The sequence below is a fragment of the Streptomyces sp. NPDC059909 genome (assembly GCF_042730885.1).
In the GTDB taxonomy this organism is placed as follows: domain Bacteria; phylum Actinomycetota; class Actinomycetes; order Streptomycetales; family Streptomycetaceae; genus Streptomyces.
In genome coordinates, this window is record NZ_JBHWKX010000027.1 from 80,838 (window position 1) to 98,192 (window position 17,355).

Consider the following 17,355-nt stretch of genomic DNA (forward strand, 5'->3'; position numbering starts at 1 on the left):
TCCTTCTTCTCGTCCTTGCCCTTCTCCTTGTCCCGGTCCTCCTTGTCCTCGTCCTTCTTCTCGTCCTTGCCCTTCTCCTTGTCCTGATCCTCCTTCTCTTCGTCCGTCGATCCCTCGTCCTCGTTCTCTTCCTCGCCCGGGGATTCCTCGTCCACGGATCCGTCATCGGCCGGAGGCAGAGTCGGGTACGACGATCCGGGGATCTGACCCTTCGGGGGCGGGACCTCGTGGTCATGCCTGCCCTGCACGTCTCCGGTCGAGCGCTCGAACCACACCTTGCGGTCGTGGTCGAACATGGCGACGGTCTTCATCGGCTTCTCGGCAGGCTTGATCTCGACGAGGCCGGAGGGGCGGAACGACGACCACTGCTTACCGGTGAACTTCTGCTCGCCCTTGACCTCGGCGGGCGGGGTCAGGGGGTTGCCGCAGGCGCAGCGGACGCGCGGTACACCGCGGTTGTCGATCAGGACGGGGGTGCCGGCCTGCAGGATCGCCTGGTAGCTGGTGGCCTCGTTGTCCTTGTACCCGTGGTTGGTGACCCGGGTGTCCCAGCTCAGCCGAGCCGGCAGCAGCGACCGCAGATAGGCGGGGATTTCGGCGGACTGGATCCCCAGGACAGCAGCGAAGGCCGACCCCTTGTCGCTGTTCTGCGTGAGGAACGTGATCTGCTTCTCGACGTCGCAGCTCGCGGCGTTCTGCGTGCCGCCGTAAAGCCCCGGGTGCGAACCCTCGACCTCTACTGCTCCCGTACGGTTCGCGTCGGCCCTGGACGCACCGGGCCCGGTGGAATGGGCCACGGCGCTCTCGACCTTGGTGGCCGTCGACGGGGTGAACGGATCGGAGCCGGCCGACAGGGTGCTCTGGAGGACGACCACTCCTTCGGCCTTGCCCCCGCCCACGAAGGTGTAGGCGAGGATCACCGCCAGCGCCACGACCACCGCGGTGCTGGCACTCACCAGGGTGCCGCGCGCCCGCCACCAGGACGACGATCCTCCGCGCCGGCGGTGCGGCTCACCCGGCTCGCCGGATCCGTCGAAGTCGGCCGGCGGGCCGGGAGGCCGTGGTGGGGGCGGAGGCACCGACGGTGGGGGCGGAGGCGGCGGCGCCGGCAGGTGCGGATCCGTCGGACGGCCGGACAGAGGGCCGGACGGAGGGCCGGTCGGACGCTCGGATGAAGGAGGTATGGAACTCACGACGCTCTCCCCAGACGTAGGGGATCCGGAAATTGACGTTTGTTCGCGTCTGCCCTCCCTACAGCCATTATGGGCTCCAGGTGAATCATGGTTCGTCTCCTCATGTGGGAATGGGGCCACCTGCTCGGCGTGAGCCCACGTCTCCAGTAGGCCCCGACCCTCCGATGGCGTCATGTCGCTACTTTTCGGGGCTTGACAGACGGGAGTGGAAACACGACGAACGCGGGCTCGGGGGGGGGCTGAAAGGGGGGGAGGGGGGGTGGGGGTGTTTGTGGTTGTGTTCGGGGGGGGGGGGGGGGACCCCCCCCCCCCCCCCCACGGCGGCTGCCCGCGGCACCACGGCCGCAGACCGCGCCCCATCCGTGCGGCCGGGCCCCGGAAGCCGTTGACCATGGCCGGTCCGGTGAGGACGTCGCGGTGGCCGATGACCGGCTCGGGGGTCAGCCCCTCCGGCCTGGATCGATCAGTGGTGGCCGACCCGCCGGAGGCATCCTCCGGTCCGCGCGCCGAGGAGAGCGGATCACCCCGCGCCGGCCTGGTGCCGCCGACGCCCGCCCTCGCCCCCGCCCCCGCTATCGGTCCCGCATCCGCACTGCATGATCCGCAGCCCCGACCTACCGTCGGGACATGAGCGAGATCTTCGTGATGTATGAGCTCGACCGGCCGCGGTCGGCGCACACCCGCACCGGCCCGTCGCCGGACGACGGGCGGACCGTACGTCGCGTGCACGCGGCGACCGCAGCTCCTGCATCGTCCACCGATGCCGGACCGCGCACCCTCTGCGGCCACGACACCTTCGCCATGGAGCAGGCTCCCCGGAAGCCTGCCGAGCATCCCGGTCCGACGTGGTACCCGGCGCAGTACGCACAGCTCGTCTGCGCCGAATGCGACGCCGCGATGGAAGGCTGATCGACTCATCGCTCGGTGCGCCCGCCCGACACCCGCGCCGACGGCCCGTGGTCGCGGCATCGTGGCCGCCGGCCTGCTGGGGCGCCGGACCAGTCGGCGGTCAGCAGCTCCAACGTGCAGCACTTCACGCGTCCGCCCGCCTTGAGGAGCTCCGCCAGGTCGCCGCCGACCGGGTTGAACCCGCGGCCAGGCAGAGCCGTGGCGAGGCCGGTGGCGGTGTGCGGCAGCACGACGTCGCAGCCGTCGGAGGTCGCCTTGAGGCCGAAGACCGCGGTGTCGGCTTCGGTAACGGTGACCGCGTCCGTGAACAGTCGTCGCAGGACCGCGCGGCTGCCTGGCGAGAAGGCCGCCGGGTAGTAGGCGATGGTCTTCTCGTCGAGGACGGCGAGCGCGGTGTCCAGATCGGGGCCGCCCTTCGCCGTGCGAAGGGCGGGGACACGGCCCCGACTCCGCGGGTACGCACCGACAACAGCCCGGCACTCAAGTCCCGGTATGCGTCGGCCCATTGGCACCAAGACCCCTGAACCCGCGCATCAGAGCCGCCGCGGAGCGTAGCGCGGGTGGTGGGCTGCCCCTCCACCACGATGCCGCTGGTTGACCCGAGACCCTGGATCGTCACGCCGTTGACCGCGGTGGAGAAGGCAAGGCGCGGCGCACCGTCCGTCAACAGCTCTTCGACCTGAGGGCGACGACTGTCCGGGCCGCCCGTGCGCGCAGACGGCCCCGGCTCTCCCTGACACCACAGGCCTCCGCACCCTCCGCCTCCCTGCACCGGCCGGGCAGAGCGGTGCATATAGCCGCAACCCAAACACCCAGGTGGGACCGTTTGAACGATCAAAGTGCCGGGGGGTTAGCATGTGAGCGCCGCCTAGCTCGAAAGATAAACCTGTGACTGTCAACGACGACTCGTTCACCAACTGGAAGAACCGCGAGGAGATCGCGGAGTCGATGATCCCGATCATCGGGAAGCTGCACCGGGAGAGGGACGTCACGGTCCTCGTCCACAGCCGCTCCTTGGTGAACAAGTCGGTGGTCAGCATCCTCAAGACCCACCGATTCGCCCGGCAGATAGCCGGCGAGGAACTCTCGGTCACCGAGACGCTGCCGTTCCTGCAGGCCCTCACCACCCTCGATCTCGGCCCCTCCCAGATCGACATCGGCATGCTCGCCGCGACCTACAAGACCGACGACCGCGGTCTCTCGGTCGAGGAGTTCACCGCCCAGGCCGTCGCCGGCGCCACGGGTGCCAACAAGATCGAGTGCCGCGAGCCGCGCGACGTCGTCCTCTACGGGTTCGGCCGCATCGGCCGCCTCGTCGCCCGCCTGCTCATCGAGAAGGCCGGCTCCGGCAACGGCCTGCGCCTGCGCGCCATCGTCGTCCGCCAGGGCGGCGACCAGGACATCGTCAAGCGCGCCTCGCTGCTGCGCCGCGACTCCATCCACGGCCAGTTCCACGGGACGATCACCGTCGACGAGGCGAGCAGCACGATCAACGCCAACGGCAACGAGATCAAGGTGATCTACGCCAACGACCCGTCCGAGGTCGACTACACGGCGTACGGCATCAAGAACGCCATCCTCATCGACAACACCGGCAAGTGGCGCGACCGCGAGGGCCTGTCCAAGCACCTGCGCCCCGGTATCGACAAGGTCGTGCTCACCGCCCCGGGCAAGGGCGACGTCCCGAACATCGTGCACGGCGTAAACCACGACATGATCAAGCCGGACGAGCAGATCCTGTCCTGCGCGTCCTGCACCACCAACGCGATCGTCCCGCCGCTGAAGGCGATGGACGACGAGTTCGGCGTCCTGCGCGGCCACGTGGAGACCGTCCACTCGTTCACCAACGACCAGAACCTGCTGGACAATTACCACAAGGCCGACCGGCGCGGCCGCTCCGCGCCGCTCAACATGGTCATCACCGAGACCGGTGCCGCCTCCGCCGTCGCCAAGGCGCTGCCCGACCTCAAGGCGCCGATCACCGGCAGCTCCATCCGCGTCCCGGTGCCTGACGTCTCGATCGCGATCCTCAGCCTGCGGCTCGGCCGCGAGACCAACCGCGAGGAGGTCCTCGACTACCTCCGCAACGTGTCGCTGACCTCCCCGCTGAAGCGCCAGATCGACTTCACCACCGCCCCCGACGCGGTCTCCAGCGACTTCATCGGCTCGCGCCACGCCTCGATCGTCGACGCCGGCGCCACCAAGGTCGACGGCGACAACGCGATCCTGTACCTGTGGTACGACAACGAGTTCGGCTACTCCTGCCAGGTCATCCGTGTCGTCCAGCACGTCTCCGGGGTGGAGTACCCGACGTACCCGGCCCCGCTGGTCTGATCCCGGCCGCCTGTCCGGTCCGGCGTGCCGGCAGGCGGGGCGGCGGTGGGGCAGCAACCGATTCCGATCGGCATCCGGTTGCCCTCCCACCGCCACCCGCCGGCCGGCGCCGGCAACGCCGCCCTGCCACGGGCCCTTCGGAAGAGCCGATGGACGCACGGCCCGCGGTAGAGCACCCACACACCGGCGAGATGGCCGCTGCCGCGACCCCGGCCCGGACCAAGACCGACGGCCCGGAGCCACCGCGGCACGGGCGCCAGGACCACCTCGACGTACCGCAGCCGTCGCCGCGGACGCGCACTGGTCGTCGTGCGAGGACGCGGACATCGTGACGACGCGGATGTGCGGGCACGTGGCGAAGGAGAACCGCGTCACCCAAGCGACATGTGCTTGTGTCTGCTGCAGGTTCGTCGCGAACGCCGACCACGTCGGCGCGTCGAACGTGCTCAGCAGGGTCGGGCTGGTCCTCTGCGACGCTGTTCAGCCGGCGACGCAGGAAGGAACGGCTCGATCATCTCGTCCGGCAGCCGCGTGACGGCCAGCGGCACCGGCGTCACCAGCACCAGACCCAGCGTCGTGTCCGGACGTGCTGCGGCCCGAGCTCGACGATCGGTGCCGCCATGCTCTGCCCCACCAGCACCACGGGCTTGCCCAGTGCATCGACCACCGAGCCCACGTCCGCCGCGAATCGGTCGAATGTGAACGGCCCGCCCGCATCCGTGCGCTCGCCCAGGCCCTCGAGTTCCAACTGCGCCATGCACGAAGACCAGCGCGTGATCGCCGGCTCCCTGTCGCCGGAATCTGACGTCCGTATCCGCTGTGCGATCCGTCCTCATCGCGAGTCATCCCTTCTTTGTGGTGGCTCCGGAGGGGGACCATTCCCCCGTGTCGACCGGCGACCAGTCCGACGCGTGCGAGTCGAGTCGGCTCATGCGCTTTCCTGGTGTGCCGTCAGAACGGCTTCCTCGACTGCTGAACTCGAACTCGTGATGTCGGTCGGTTCGTGGTGTCGTGCAGATCGGAAACCGCTGGACGCTGGCCGTTCGGGATCAAGAGCGTGGCTGCAGCCAGTGACGCGCGGCGGCACCCTTTCGAGGCGACACCAAGTGCACCGCCCTCACGCCACTGACGTCGCCACCGCTCCACCGACCGCTCCGACACCCTGAGCGCGGTGCCGTGATCATCACGCTTCTCCTCGGGCCTCACCGCCCCCTGGAGGACAAGCGGGCAGTGACGGCGGCCATCAACAGGCTGGTGGTCGAGGCGCTCGGCGTCTCGCCCGACGACATGTTCATCGCGTTGCTTCCGGTCCCGAACGAGAACTTCTCCTTCGGCAGGGGCGAACTGCAGCTCGCCGAAGAGGCCCCTCGCTGGTGAACTCCGGCCCCGGTCCTCGAGGTGATCCCAGGCGGGCTGCTGGACGTGCTGGTGGCCGGCTGTGCGTTGGCTTGCTCCGCTGTTCGGGGTGTCGAAGTCGGCCGCGAACCGCATCGTCGACGGCCTCCGGCCGAAGCTCGCGCCAAAGCTCCGCAAGCGGTTCGGAAGGGACACTGTGCTGATCGTGGTCGGCGCCAACGAGCCGTCCACCATCACCGCCGCCGCCCGGACCGTCTCCGCCCTGCTGCCGCCCGGCGCTGCGGTCCGGGCCATCACCGGCCTCAGCTACTTCGACGGGGCACATGCGGCAATCCCCCTGCTGACCCCTGCCATGTGGGCCGCCGGGTCGGCGGCACCAGTCGCCGGCCACAGCAGGCAGCACAGGTCAGACCCACCACAAAGATAAGACGCAAACGTCGTATACTTGTGTCGACAAATGGTCGCGTGTGGCTGGGAGTGATTCGGATGAGTTGGCCGGCTACGGTCCGTTACAACAAGGAGTCGGCCCCGGCAGGACTTGCCTTCGTACAGGACCTCATGAACACCATCGCCGCCCGCAAGCCGCGTACGGACGACCTCCTGGCCGACCTCGGTGACGCCCAGGCCTGGCTCGATCTGGCGCTGGCGGAGTGGAGCCAGATCACCGGCACCCCTGTGGGCGGGATCGAGCTCGACGAGCACGACCGGGAAGAACTCCTCGGCTTCCGTGACGATCTGCGCCGGGCGATGCGGCAGGCAAGCAGCGATGCGCTGCCCCCGCTGCACACCGCCGCGATCGCGCTGCAGCTCGACGGGGACGGACACGTGCGCCCCGAGCCGCGCGGCACCGGCTGGCGGCGGGTGGCAGCGCTCGCCCTGATCGAAATCTTCCAGGCCCAGCAGACCGGCATTTGGCCGCGGCTGAAAATGTGCCGCAACGACCGGTGCACGGCGATGTTCTTCGACCGGTCACGCAACAACAGCGGCGTCTGGCACGACGTCAAGGTCTGCGGCAACGCAGCAAATCTGCGCGCCTACCGGGCACGGCAGCGCGCACAAAGCGCAACTTGAAGTGCTGCTCTTCATCGCGTGATGCCGCTCTGCTTCTGCCCTGGTCCCGCCTCCGGCCGGGGCCCCGTCCCAGGCGGGCTGGGCCCCGGCCGGAGGGGGTCTGCGGACGAGCCTGCGGCTGTCAGCGGCCCTGGAAGTCGACGGCCGGGCGGGGCAGCCCTGCCTTGAACGCGTTGACCGCCGAAGCCAGGCCGGTCTTGACGTCGTCGGTCTCGAACAGCGGCATGGCGATGTCGAACATGGCCTCGTCCGCCGTGGAAACCCCGCCGACGGCCCAGGCGCGCAGCAGGGCCTTGTGGGCGGCGTAGGCGCGGGTGGGGCCCTTGGCGGCTTTGAGGGCGAAGGCGGTCGCCTCGGCAAGCAGGGCGTCGTCGGGGACGACCCGGTTGATCACACCGGCGTCGGCCATGACGGTGGCCGGCACCCGCTCGGAGGTGAGCGCCCACTCCGAGGCGCGTGCCCGGCCGGCCCGTTCGGCGATCCGGTAGATCCCGCCGAGCAGGGCCGAAGTGGCATCGATCTGGGCAGCGTCAATGATCATCGATGTGCCTCCATCTGCTGCGGGCGCGGTATGCGGACGGTGCTGCACCGCGCGGTACGGCCATCGCTGCCATGCGGCGCGTGGGGCGGGTAACCGGGCCTCGAGACCCATGGGTGACACCGTGCGTCAAGCGCCGCGTGTGAAATAAGCGTAGTCGCTATGCATATGTCGGACAAGGGTGGATGCCTGACGTCCGACTTCGACGAGCGTCGACGAAGCAGGCCGCGAATCGACGGCCTGGTGCGGGCCGGGGGCATCGACGCGCCCCTCCGCGCCGTCCCGCTGCCCCTCACGCCGCCGGGCCGGAGCGGGCCGACGACGCCATGACGCCCCCGGCCGGCGCGGACACCCCGGTCGTCCCCGTCCTCGACGGAAATCCGCGGACCTCAACCCGGCCACGGGGTTCGACAGCGACTCGCTGCTCAGCGGGTGCGGCGACGTGGTGACGGCCGGCGAGACGGGGACGTCGGCCGCCGGTGTGCAGAACCTGTGCAACGGCGCACGGGGGCGAAACCTCCCGGGGCGACCGGCGGCTGCACCACGTACCGAGCGGCGTCGGCCTGTCCGGGTTTCCGATTGACTCATGACGCTCCCCGCGGGGGTTCCGCCTCGATGCGCTCGCTCCTTCGCGCGTCCTGGGTGGTCGGTGCGGGGCGCGGTTCCCGCGCACCCCGAACGCCCTTGCCGGCGCGGCATGCTGAGTCCGTTCGGGTACAGGTGGCAGATGTACCGAAGCTGCACACCGAGATCGTCCTGATGTTGGCCTACGCCACCACGGTGGAGCCCGGCCCCGTTGACGTCAGTGGTGACGACAGGAGCCGGTCGCCGTTCGGCAGGCGCTCGTCGCCGGCCCGAGGGACCCCCTTTGATACGTAGAGCTCGTACGCCAAAGAAATGGACTTTGAACTCGGCACGATGGCCTCCTCGCAGGGCGGAGCGCGATCCACCCAGGTGTGCTCCCGTGTGCCCGTGGCGCTGCGGGCGGTATCGGGAAGGGTGTCGGCCCGACCGGTGCCTTCGGCGGAGTGCCACGGCAGCCGGCCGGACTGCCAACAACCCCCTTCGAAATAAACGTATACCCTTTGTCTATGTCTATCCAGGGTGGAGAGTGAGACTGCCTCCCGGCGTGAGCGGCGGCGATCGGAGCCGCCATGCCGCCACGGCCGGCCACCGTGGCCGTCCTGGAAGCGGGCATGTGCAGTGCGCTTCTTGCCCGCCTGGTCCGGCCGGGAGTGCCATCAGACCTTCGTCTGCTGCCCCCGTCGAGCTGCAGCGCGATCGCGGCGGTGTGCAGCGGGGGAAGCGCGCCGGCGCCTGCCCCTCCCGCCGCCCGGCGCAGATCGTCACGGAAGGCGCGGAGCTCCTCCCGGTCGTGCTCGTCGAGCACGACCGGGGCCTCGGGGGCGCCGGTGACCTCACCCACTGCGCGAGGGCCCGGTCGAGCCAGGCCTGGGCGTCACCGAGGTCCTCCAGGAGGTCCGTCGTGCGGGGCTTGCCGCCGGCGACGGTGTTCATGAGGTCCTGGGCGAAGGCAAGGCCCCCGGGGGCCGGCTCCTTGTCGCAGCGGACCGTGGCTGGCCAACTCATCCGGATCACTCCTCGCACTCGCCGCGTGACCGATCGCGGCGACATATGTATTCGACTTTCACATCTTGCTCCTGTGGTGCGGAGTCCGCGCGCCGCCGGGTGTGGTGCGTGACCAGTGCCGCCGAGATTCCCGCCCACAGCGCAAGCGTCAGCAGGGGGAGTGCCGCGTGCGCACCGCCGAAGTTCTGGTCGAGGTCGGCGTGCTGCGCACGCAGACCTACCAGGAGCCGGGCAGCAGGCCTCGGCAGAGCTGCCACCTGACGGAGGCCGGGCGCGACCTGCAGCTGGTGCGGCCGCGCTCCAGCAGTGGGGCGACCGCCACCCCCGCCCCTCAGGCCCCTCCGCCGCCCGGCGGATGCGCTCCACCAACCGGCCCGGTCCATGTCGGGATCCTCGACGACGACGGTCACGAGGTACCCGGCACCGGCGTGGTCATCCTGAGAGACACGGGCGCCAAGGCCTGATCCACGGCCTGATCCAAGCCGAACGACGCCGCGGCAAAGCCTCCGCGCGACGACCTCCAGACCCCCGGCCGCCGTTCCTGCACCGCGGCGACCGGCACACCCCACACCGCCTCCCGTGCGACTTCCCGCCCGGCCGCGAAGAAGTTCACGATAGAAGCGTGTCGAAACAGGCTGGATCGGCGTGACATCGTCGCGCAGAGGTGCCGTGTCACGGCGATCGTGGGAGCAGCAGACACAGGAATCGCGCAAGGAGAGGCTCATGACACCATCCGGTGGGACCCCGGAGGCCGTGCCGCCGCCCGTCAGGCGCCGGCCCGACCCGCCCGACAGCCTGATCTGGGAGCCCGGCGAACGCTGGGTGCGCGGGACCAAGGGCGACGTCACGGTCGTCGACAGCCGCCGACCGGTTCTGGTCTGGGAGCCCGGCCGCCCCGTACCGCTGTACGCCTTCCCGGCCGAGGACGTACGGATGGACCTCCTGCGACGGTACGAGCGCCCCGCCGCGCGACAGCACGGCGGCGCGACGGTCTACTACGACCTCGTGATCGGCGACCTGACCGTCCGGTCGGCGGCCTGGAACTGCCCCGGGGAGGAACTGGCCGGACACGTGTGCTTCGCGTGGTTCGGACGCGAGGTCCTCGACCACTGGTACGAAGAGGACGAGGAGATCTTCGTGCACCCGCGCGATCCGCACAAACGGGTCGACGCGCTGCCCAGCAGCCGCCACGTCCAGGTCGAGATCGAGGGCACAATCGTCGCGGATACGCGCACTCCGGTGCTGCTGTTCGAGACGGATCTACCGGTGCGCTACTACTTCCCGCGCGAGGACGTACGCCTCGACCTGCTCACCCCGACCGACAACCGCACCCGCTGCCCGTACAAGGGCATCGCCACCGAGTACTGGTCCTGGGCGGGCGCCGGTGACGTGCCGCCCGACATCGCCTGGAGCTACCCCGATCCGCTGCCGGCCGTGAGCGTCATCAAGGACCGGATCGCCTTCTACAACGAGTCCGTCGACATCATCGTGGACGGGGAGCGGCAGCAGCGCCCCGTCACCCTCTTCAGCAGGCGATAGGCGCGGAATACGGAAGGGCGCCCCATGGAGACCAGGGGCGCCCTTCCACGTCGCCCGCGCGGACGAACGCAAACGCGGACGGAGGTCAGGAAGAAAGCAGGTAGGGCAGAAAGCCGTGCCTGCCTTCCGGCGGCGCTCGGCGACCGACACGCCGTCGCCGGGCGTATGACCGTTGCGCCTCGGACAACCGCTCGACGCCCGTCAGGCGTCCACCGGGCATGGAGAAGATCTACGAGGGGATACGTCAGCTCGCCAGCTTCGGCCTGCTGCAGGTGCGCTGCTGCGCCTTCGCTGTCGCGCTCGTCGGCGGGATTGCCGTGTCGGGACTGCTGCCGGAACTGCCCGTCGCGCGCTACGACCTGGTGCTGGCCTACGGAGTCGGGCTGGCGGTGGTGGCGCGGTGGGTGGGATGGGACAACGCGCGGGACACCGTGGTCATCGCGGGGTGTCATGTCGTCGGTCTGCTCTTCGAGTTGGTCAAGGTACGGCTCGGGTCGTGGAGCTACCCGGAGGACGCGGCGACGAAGGTCGCGGGCGTGCCGTTGTACGGCGGGTTCCTCTATGCGGCTGTGGGCAGTTACGTGTGCCGCGCCTGGGAGCTTTTCGACCTCCGGGTGAGCGGCTACCGGCCCTCCGTCATGGCCTGGCTCGCCGGCGCGGTCTACGTCAACTTCTTCAGTCATCACTGGCTGCCGGACGCGCGGTGGGTGCTGGCCGCGGCGATGCTGTGCGCGACGGCCGGGACGCGGGTCGGCTACACGGTCGGGGAGCGCCGCTACCGTATGCCGCTCGCGCTCGCGTTCGTATTGATCGGTTTCTTCCTGTGGGTGGCCGAGAACGTGGCGACGTACGCGGGTGCGTGGAGCTATCCGGACCAACTTGACGGCTGGCAGCCGGTGTCGATCGCGAAGTTCGGAGCGTGGGCGCTGCTGATCAGCGTGACGTTCGTGATCGCGGAGCGGGCGAGAGGCCACGGGCGGGGCGAGTCCAGAGCCGTGGTCAGGGACATGCGGGGCCGGGTTGGACGTGACGAGCGGCGCCGAGCACGGCAGCCGGCGGCGCGTCGCCCCGACGCCCAGGCCGCCCGTGTCCGTCCGTGTCTGCCTGCGCCTGCCCGCCTCCAGCGGACCGGGCAGGCGTGGGCGGCCAGGGCCTGCGGTCACCCGCCGCACACCGCCCAGCTAGGACGGCGAGGAAGGCGTCCCCTGCTGCGGGTGACGCGGTGTTCCTCCGACGCAGCGTGGCCTGGAGAGCCCGGTCCGGAGGGTGAGGGCTGATGGTGGGGCCAAGGGGGTGATGACATGCCCTGCTGTCGTCATTGCCTGACGGCGCAACGGCGTTGAGGGGGCTATGCCAGGGGTTGCTGCCGCAGCTGGGGGACTGGTGTGTGCGACGGATCTGCTCGATGAGTGGGCTCCCCGTCGGCCGTGGTAGCGCACCGATCGTGAAGGAGCTGCTCAGCGCGGCGACGACGTGCCCGAGCGCGAAGGCGGCGAGGCCAGGATCAGGGTCGGGTCTGGCGCTGGGGCTGGCGCAGGTGGCCATGGCCATGGTCGGCCCGCCGACGATCATGCCGATCGCGAAAGCGGTGATCAGCAGGCCGGCGGGGGAGACGCTGACACCGAGGTCACTGGCCATCTCCGGCAGCAGTCCGGCGATGACGAACTCGGTGGTTCCCGTCAGGAACGTACCGGCGGCGAGCACCCAGACGACGAAGGGCAGCTTGCCGGGGGCGGTCCCGGCTACGGAAGGCATGCGTGTGCTTCTCTCCTTGCAAGTGGCTGGTGGGGTCAGGAAGCGGCTTCGATGGTGATGCGGTCGGCCGTGGCGAGCCGGTCGGTGCCGCCGCCGTCGACGCGGCCGAGGATGACCAGGCTGGCGGAGGGGGAGTCGCCGTCGCGGTAGAAGAGGGCCAGGTTGCCCCAGGGCGCGTAGTAGGCCAGGTCACCGGCCTTGGGCTCGACCGCGTCCGGAGCGCCGGAGGTGTCCAGCTCGCGAGGCAGGTAGGCGATCCGCTCCGTCTGGTGGAAGTCCTCCAGGTCTCGGGTGAGCGGGAGGAGGGCGGCGAAGTCGCGGGCGGCGGCGCTGTCGTTCAAGGTGGCGTCGACGCGGTGGCCGTCGATGGTGAGCTGGATGTTCATGGCGGTGTTCCTGTCGGACGGTGCGGTGTATGCCTCGGCCGTCGACGTCTGCTGTCGCCCGGTGGAGGATGCCGCAGGCGGGGAGGCCGGCGAGGTGTCGGTGCAGGCCGCCACGGCCAGTAGGACAGCAAAGATCACTGGCCGCGCAGCTCGCCGTCGCGGTCGAAGACGAGAGCGGTGTTGTAGAGGGTCCCGTCGCCGTCGCGTTCGATGAACGATCCGGCATGGACCCATATGCCCGCCGCGCGTGCCGCAGCGGACATGGCCTCGGCCGTCGGGCCGTCCAGTCCCTCCGCGCCGTCGGTCCACGCGTCGTAGGCCCAGGCTCCGGTCGGCCACAGTTCCGGGAGCACCACCAGATCGTCGCCCGCCCGGTCGAGGACGAGGGCGGCGGCGCGGCTCCTGCGCTCCTCGGCGGTCTCGGACGCCTCCACGGCAAGCTGAATCAGCGACGCATGCATGGACCTGGCCTTTCTCTCTGTTCTCTGTGTCCGTGCTCGGCGACAGCCTCGGAAACGGGGTGGCCCCGGGGTGGCTCCGGAACTGAATCCCCAAAATCAGGACGTACACCATGAATGTATTTCACGTTCTCTCGTGAACAGGTCGGCCGTTCCGACGGCCGGCGGCAGTAATCCGGCACCTCCGCACGCTCCTCCGCACTGAGGAACGAGCAGCTCGGCAGGTTTCCGCAGGGCTTCGACCGCGACGACCCGGTCGAGGTCCTCTTCCGGGAAGGCCCACCCTGCCCTGCTGTGGTGCGGACGGTCGGGTGTTGTGCCTTCTCGTGAACATCGAGCGCGGCCCGGCCAGGGTGCCTCCCGAAGTGCTGATCGCCGCTCCGGTAACACCGACTGTGCCGGTTCCGCCCGTGTGGCCACGGCGTCCGCCTCTCCCCCTGTTATCACGGACCTCCGCCCCGGTGTCGGAGCCGGCCGGCCTGGCGCCATCCCCCGGGCCCCCGGCGGCGACTCAGCCAATGAAACGACCCGTTATGAGTTCGGCCAACTGGTGGTGACCTTGTCGACCGTGATTCTTGCGATCACCCATTGCGGGTTCGGGCCGGCGAACCCTGGGTACGGCCCGCCCGTGTACTTGTGGGACAGCTCTTCGACCAGCAGTCCGTCTGGGTCGTCCTCGATGGACGCGGTGCCCTGCACCTGGGCACTCTCATACGGATTGGCTGTATCGAAGATCACCACGGCCGCCCGCGGGTCTCGGCTCAAGTTGGCGGTCTTGCGGCGACTCCTGGACAGCGCGAACAAGATGTCATCTCCGTCGCGCTTTACCCAAACCACCGTCGAGTGCGGCTTGCCGTCCGGTTCGAGCGTTGACAGTACTGCGAAGTTCTTGCCATCAAAAAGTCTGCGTACCTTGTCAGTGAGCCGCGCCATCAGGTTCTCCTTCCGAGTTGGCAGAGCGGCCGTTACCGGCCTCAGCCGACTCGGGCCCCGAAGTTACAGCACGTCACCGACAGAACGGCGCGGCCATGCCGAAGCCACCCGTACTTCGATGATCGGATATGCCCAAGTCCGCCCCACAGCCAAGGCCCTCGGTGCCTCCAAAACCTTTCGCCGGCGGGTGTTCTGGCTCGCCCCGCGCGACCGCGACAGCGGCCCCACCGGCGCCCCCGCCCGAAGCGATCGCCCCACGCACTCTCGCCCCACGCAGCAAGGGCAGCAAGACCGAACGATCCGAAGGCGGACCACCGTCCACCGCGAAGAAGGAAGAAGAAGGAACTCGGCAATGACACTGCCCTGTGACGAGGCTTCCCTCACGCGCAGGCTGGGTGAACAGCCGGCTGGTCCGGTCGCTTTCGAAGCGGACGCAAACGGTCAGGATCCCGTCTTCTGCCTTATCACCGCAGAGCGGTTCGAGGTCGTGCACGAGACCGTTCTGAGGTAGTGGCAGGACGACACAGTGCCTGGGCAGCGCTTCGCCCCGTGGGTGCGGCCTCCGGCAAGTGACGACGCAGTCCTATGCGGCCACGGTCACCGTGGTTGGCGGGAAGGCCAGAGCTTCGTCGAACAGTCGGGGCGCGCCGACTCAGCGACGTGTCTACCTCTCCCAGGCGCGCCACCTCTGGTTTCACCGCGTCGGCGGTGGGCGGTGCGAGCGCGCGTGCTGGGTCCCGACTAGGGAGATGCTGGTCGCGACGCCTGGTTGCCCTCGGCGGTGAGGGCCGGCCTCCCGTTCGTGGAGGGTGGCCGTGGTGCACGCTCTGTTCGACGCTGGCGTATGCGAGGCTCCGCCGGTGTGCTTGATGCCGTCGCACACGCGGCCGTTGACGAGCTGTCGGACGATGACCCATTTGGAGGGCGAAGCAAGAGGTGCCGGAGGGGCGGCGGCTCGATACCGTCCCGGGAAGGGCACCTCGGAGCGGCAGGGGTGCAGTTTGAAGGGCGTGCGGTGCTGATCCAGGCTGTTGGACCCGTGCTGCCGGCGGCGCTGGCAGTCGCGCTCAGCCCATTCCCGCTGATCGGCATCGTGCTGATCCTGGCCGGCCGGCACGGCCGCCGCAACGGCCCGCTGTTCGCGGCCGGGTGGGTCGCCGGACTCGCGATCGCGGCAACGCTCGTCGTAGTGGTTTTCGGCGGAGCCGACGACCCCGACAGCACGTCGTCGGCGATCGCCGACTGGGGGCGGGTGCTCGTCGGAGCAGCCCTCATCGTGCTGGGGGCGCGCAAGTGGTGGCGGCGACCGCGCGCCGGTGACGAGGCCGAGGCGCCGCGCTGGATGGCGTCGCTCGACCGCGCGACGGCCGGGCGGGCGCTGCTTCTCGGTGCGCTGCTGTCGGGTGCCAACCCGAAGATCCTCGTACTGACGGCGTCGGCGGCCACGTCGATCGACGAAGCCGGTGCACACGGTGCCGATCTCACCGTGGCCGTCATCGCCTACGTACTCATCGGCTCCTGCACCGTTCTCGGCGCCGTCATCGTCCACCTCGTCGGCGGACAGCGCGCGGCGTCGTTCCTGGACAGCGTGCGGCAGTTCATGGTCACCAACAGCACCGTGATCGTCGTGCTCGTGCTGCTCCTTCTGGGCGCCAAAATCCTCGGCGATGGACTCACCGGACTCGGCCGGTGAATCCATTGCTCGTCAGCGGCCCATCGATGAGGAAGCACTCAGCGAATTCGCCCTCCCGTGGAGGCGGCCGCTCTTGCCTCAGCCTCGAGGTCGCCGACCGCTTCGTGCTGTCCGAGTCCCCCGTCAAGATCCACGTCGGCCGCGTCCTGGCCAAGATTGGCGCCCGCGACCGCATCCAGGCGGTGATCTTCGCCTACGACCTCGGACCCCGACCCAACGCCGGCTGAAGCGGCGAGCGAGCAGGAACCGCATAGAGGCCCTCCTTTTGCGCACGTCCCGTGCGATCCGGTCAGGACGTGGGCGCGTCCAACTTCGGCTTCCGCTTCACATTGGTCACCTTCACGTCCTCCGTCTCCGGAGCCCCGAACGCTTCGACGATCACCCCGCTGCTGGTGCCGGTGACCTCCAAAGCCAAGTGGCTGCCCATCGTGCGCAAGTCGAGCCTTGCCCGTGGCGCGCCCGCATGGTCCGGCACCGCGTGGATCACCGACGCCGGATAGTCCAGGCCCGTCAGCTTCTTGTGCATCACCTGGTAGCTGGTTGTCTTCGTGCCCTTGAACGCCTCGCTGATGCGCTTTGCGTGCTCGCTACCGCTGCACTTCTCGATACCGGTCAGTGGAACTTCCTTGACCGACTTGGGCTTGGTGCGGAAAGGGGTCGACTCTGGTGGCGCGGGAGCATCCGGAGGAAGGGGAACCGGGATTTCTCCCTCAGCGCTCGGCGCGCTCGGCGGGGTCTGGCCCGGCGCGTAGCTGGGCGTGGAAGAACCTTCCCAGCCGGGCAGGTCTTCCGGCCTGGGCGGCTCACCGTTTGCGCTGCCTTGGGGGGCATCCGGGGCGCAGCTCTGCGTGATGCGGGTCATCAGCTCAAGGAAGCGTAGCTCCGCATCGTTGTCGATCGAGGGGGCGTCCGGGGGAGTTGCTGCCTGGGTGGCGCTGCCTGCGGGGGCATGGTCGGCGATGGTTTTGTCGGCGGCGCAGCCGGACAGCGCGATGCAGGCGAGTGCGGCCACCAGCGCAGGCTTCGGGAGGGATATCGATCGCATGCACGCACCATGCAGGATGCTGATCACTGCGCACATGAGTACTCATACTCACCTTCACCCGGAGCCAACAAGTACCGGAACCGGTATGGACGAAGGACACAGAGGCACCCCCCGGCAGACGATGCCGGTCGGATGCCGGCGCCTGCACCCGCTACGCGCGCCAGGCGAGCACCTCCGTGCCTTTCAACGGCATAGCGACGGCTGGCCGGTCGTCAGATCACCACAAGTCGTGGGCGACAGCATTGTCGAGGCCGCCATCTGCGACGGCGACATCGTCATCGTCCGACGCCAGGACTCCGCCGACCATGGGGACATCGTCGCTTATCTGGGGTGACGGTGTGGCGCGAAGCAGGTTGGTGGAACGCTTTGCACAGCTCAACGTCGGCGCTGAGGCCAGTACTGGGTGCAACACCTGTGGTGCTGTGCCGGGAGCGCCCACTGTGCAGCGGCGTTCGACGAATGAGTGGTGTGCATCGTGAAGTAGCAGGTCACGGGCCTGGTGTGATTCCGTGCCCGGGTGCTCGTGCTGGTCGCGCGCGGCAGTCTGCCGTGTAG

At 69.3% G+C, this 17,355-nt stretch carries 16 protein-coding genes and 6 pseudogenes; 14 read left to right on the forward strand and 8 right to left on the reverse strand.

What is annotated here, in order from left to right:
- Positions 1–956, reverse strand: a 956-nt coding sequence (locus tag ACFV9O_RS19865) for a DUF6777 domain-containing protein (protein ID WP_385419598.1), incomplete at its 3' end; no start/stop codon positions are given.
- An 864-nt stretch (positions 957–1,820) separates the two neighbouring features.
- On the opposite strand from ACFV9O_RS19865, the gene ACFV9O_RS19870 reads away from it, so the two are divergent.
- Entirely contained in the window at positions 1,821–2,102 is a 282-nt protein-coding gene (locus ACFV9O_RS19870; RefSeq protein WP_385419601.1) for a hypothetical protein, read from the forward strand.
- Positions 2,103–2,206: 104 nt separating this feature from the next.
- Here ACFV9O_RS19870 and ACFV9O_RS19875 read toward each other — a convergent pair.
- Positions 2,207–2,503, reverse strand: a pseudogene (locus ACFV9O_RS19875) (amidinotransferase); the annotation flags it as partial.
- A 487-nt stretch (positions 2,504–2,990) separates the two neighbouring features.
- Here ACFV9O_RS19875 and ACFV9O_RS19880 point away from each other — a divergent pair.
- Entirely contained in the window at positions 2,991–4,436 is a 1,446-nt protein-coding gene (locus ACFV9O_RS19880) for a glyceraldehyde-3-phosphate dehydrogenase (protein ID WP_385419604.1), read from the forward strand.
- 553 nt (positions 4,437–4,989) lie between these two features.
- Here ACFV9O_RS19880 and ACFV9O_RS19885 read toward each other — a convergent pair.
- Positions 4,990–5,193, reverse strand: a complete 204-nt coding sequence (locus ACFV9O_RS19885) for an alpha/beta fold hydrolase (RefSeq protein ID WP_385419606.1) — start codon at positions 5,191–5,193, stop codon at positions 4,990–4,992.
- Positions 5,194–5,612: 419 nt separating this feature from the next.
- On the opposite strand from ACFV9O_RS19885, the gene ACFV9O_RS19890 reads away from it, so the two are divergent.
- The 3 genes and pseudogenes from ACFV9O_RS19890 to ACFV9O_RS19900 all read left to right on the forward strand — a co-directional run bounded on the left by ACFV9O_RS19890 (position 5,613) and on the right by ACFV9O_RS19900 (position 6,863).
- Entirely contained in the window at positions 5,613–5,813 is a 201-nt protein-coding gene (locus ACFV9O_RS19890; RefSeq protein ID WP_385419609.1) for a tautomerase family protein, read from the forward strand.
- A 61-nt stretch (positions 5,814–5,874) separates the two neighbouring features.
- Positions 5,875–6,021: pseudogene (locus tag ACFV9O_RS19895) on the forward strand (IS5/IS1182 family transposase); the annotation flags it as partial.
- Between the two features lie 257 nt (positions 6,022–6,278).
- Positions 6,279–6,863, forward strand: coding sequence for a CGNR zinc finger domain-containing protein (locus tag ACFV9O_RS19900; RefSeq protein WP_385419612.1), 585 nt, complete (start codon positions 6,279–6,281; stop codon positions 6,861–6,863).
- A gap of 121 nt (positions 6,864–6,984) precedes the next feature.
- Here ACFV9O_RS19900 and ACFV9O_RS19905 read toward each other — a convergent pair whose 3' ends face one another.
- On the reverse strand, positions 6,985–7,404 hold the full coding sequence (locus tag ACFV9O_RS19905) for an enoyl-CoA hydratase/isomerase family protein (protein WP_385419614.1): 420 nt from the start codon (positions 7,402–7,404) through the stop codon (positions 6,985–6,987).
- 1,754 nt (positions 7,405–9,158) lie between these two features.
- Between ACFV9O_RS19905 and ACFV9O_RS19910 the strand changes: the two genes are divergently transcribed.
- The 4 genes from ACFV9O_RS19910 to ACFV9O_RS19925 all read left to right on the forward strand — a co-directional run bounded on the left by ACFV9O_RS19910 (position 9,159) and on the right by ACFV9O_RS19925 (position 12,343).
- A complete protein-coding gene (locus ACFV9O_RS19910) occupies positions 9,159–9,455 on the forward strand; it encodes a hypothetical protein (RefSeq protein ID WP_385419616.1) in 297 nt (98 codons plus the stop codon).
- A gap of 259 nt (positions 9,456–9,714) precedes the next feature.
- Positions 9,715–10,530 carry a DUF427 domain-containing protein gene (locus ACFV9O_RS19915; RefSeq protein WP_385419619.1) on the forward strand — a complete coding sequence of 272 codons (816 nt, stop codon included), beginning with the start codon at positions 9,715–9,717 and terminating at the stop codon, positions 10,528–10,530.
- Between the two features lie 218 nt (positions 10,531–10,748).
- The gene (locus ACFV9O_RS19920; RefSeq protein WP_385419621.1) at positions 10,749–11,807 is read left to right on the forward strand and encodes a DUF817 domain-containing protein; all 1,059 of its coding nucleotides are present in this window, start codon (positions 10,749–10,751) and stop codon (positions 11,805–11,807) included.
- A gap of 167 nt (positions 11,808–11,974) precedes the next feature.
- Positions 11,975–12,343 (forward strand): hypothetical protein, encoded by a 369-nt coding sequence (locus ACFV9O_RS19925; protein ID WP_385419624.1) that lies wholly within the window; start codon positions 11,975–11,977, stop codon positions 12,341–12,343.
- Here the strand turns inward: ACFV9O_RS19925 and ACFV9O_RS19930 are convergent.
- The 3 genes and pseudogenes from ACFV9O_RS19930 to ACFV9O_RS19940 form a co-directional block, all read right to left on the reverse strand.
- Entirely contained in the window at positions 12,321–12,671 is a 351-nt protein-coding gene (locus ACFV9O_RS19930) for a cyclophilin-like fold protein (RefSeq protein WP_385419627.1), read from the reverse strand. The two genes, ACFV9O_RS19925 and ACFV9O_RS19930, sit on opposite strands and share 23 nt — an antisense overlap.
- Positions 12,672–12,820: 149 nt before the next feature.
- Positions 12,821–13,132, reverse strand: a pseudogene (locus ACFV9O_RS19935) (nitrilase-related carbon-nitrogen hydrolase); the annotation flags it as partial.
- Positions 13,133–13,660: 528 nt separating this feature from the next.
- A complete protein-coding gene (locus ACFV9O_RS19940; protein ID WP_385419631.1) occupies positions 13,661–14,062 on the reverse strand; it encodes a PPOX class F420-dependent oxidoreductase in 402 nt (133 codons plus the stop codon).
- Positions 14,063–14,180: 118 nt separating this feature from the next.
- Between ACFV9O_RS19940 and ACFV9O_RS19945 the strand changes: the two are divergent.
- From ACFV9O_RS19945 to ACFV9O_RS19960, 4 genes and pseudogenes are all read left to right on the forward strand, one after another.
- Positions 14,181–14,231 (forward strand): annotated as a pseudogene (locus tag ACFV9O_RS19945) (hypothetical protein); the annotation flags it as partial.
- A complete protein-coding gene (locus tag ACFV9O_RS19950; protein ID WP_385419655.1) occupies positions 14,224–14,418 on the forward strand; it encodes a DUF6009 family protein in 195 nt (64 codons plus the stop codon). The pseudogene ACFV9O_RS19945 and the gene ACFV9O_RS19950, both read left to right, overlap by 8 nt.
- A gap of 638 nt (positions 14,419–15,056) precedes the next feature.
- Positions 15,057–15,755 (forward strand): GAP family protein, encoded by a 699-nt coding sequence (locus ACFV9O_RS19955; protein WP_385419634.1) that lies wholly within the window; start codon positions 15,057–15,059, stop codon positions 15,753–15,755.
- 86 nt (positions 15,756–15,841) lie between these two features.
- Positions 15,842–15,982, forward strand: a pseudogene (locus ACFV9O_RS19960) (LuxR C-terminal-related transcriptional regulator); the annotation flags it as partial.
- Between the two features lie 62 nt (positions 15,983–16,044).
- Here ACFV9O_RS19960 and ACFV9O_RS19965 read toward each other — a convergent pair.
- Positions 16,045–16,800, reverse strand: coding sequence for a hypothetical protein (locus ACFV9O_RS19965; RefSeq protein WP_385419637.1), 756 nt, complete (start codon positions 16,798–16,800; stop codon positions 16,045–16,047).
- Between the two features lie 223 nt (positions 16,801–17,023).
- On the opposite strand from ACFV9O_RS19965, the pseudogene ACFV9O_RS19970 reads away from it, so the two are divergent.
- Positions 17,024–17,122: pseudogene (locus ACFV9O_RS19970) on the forward strand (LexA family protein); the annotation flags it as partial.
- Positions 17,123–17,355: the final 233 nt, after the last annotated feature.

Coding starts and splice junctions, on each gene's coding strand:
- ACFV9O_RS19965 (WP_385419637.1), bottom strand. CDS start 16,800: ATGCGATCGATATCCCTCCCGAAGCCTGCGCTGGTGGCCGCACTCGCC.
- ACFV9O_RS19915 (WP_385419619.1), top strand. CDS start 9,715: ATGACACCATCCGGTGGGACCCCGGAGGCCGTGCCGCCGCCCGTCAGG.
- ACFV9O_RS19870 (WP_385419601.1), top strand. CDS start 1,821: ATGAGCGAGATCTTCGTGATGTATGAGCTCGACCGGCCGCGGTCGGCG.
- ACFV9O_RS19885 (WP_385419606.1), bottom strand. CDS start 5,193: ATGGCGCAGTTGGAACTCGAGGGCCTGGGCGAGCGCACGGATGCGGGC.
- ACFV9O_RS19905 (WP_385419614.1), bottom strand. CDS start 7,404: ATGATCATTGACGCTGCCCAGATCGATGCCACTTCGGCCCTGCTCGGC.
- ACFV9O_RS19900 (WP_385419612.1), top strand. CDS start 6,279: ATGAGTTGGCCGGCTACGGTCCGTTACAACAAGGAGTCGGCCCCGGCA.
- ACFV9O_RS19940 (WP_385419631.1), bottom strand. CDS start 14,062: ATGGCGCGGCTCACTGACAAGGTACGCAGACTTTTTGATGGCAAGAAC.
- ACFV9O_RS19930 (WP_385419627.1), bottom strand. CDS start 12,671: ATGAACATCCAGCTCACCATCGACGGCCACCGCGTCGACGCCACCTTG.
- ACFV9O_RS19920 (WP_385419621.1), top strand. CDS start 10,749: ATGGAGAAGATCTACGAGGGGATACGTCAGCTCGCCAGCTTCGGCCTG.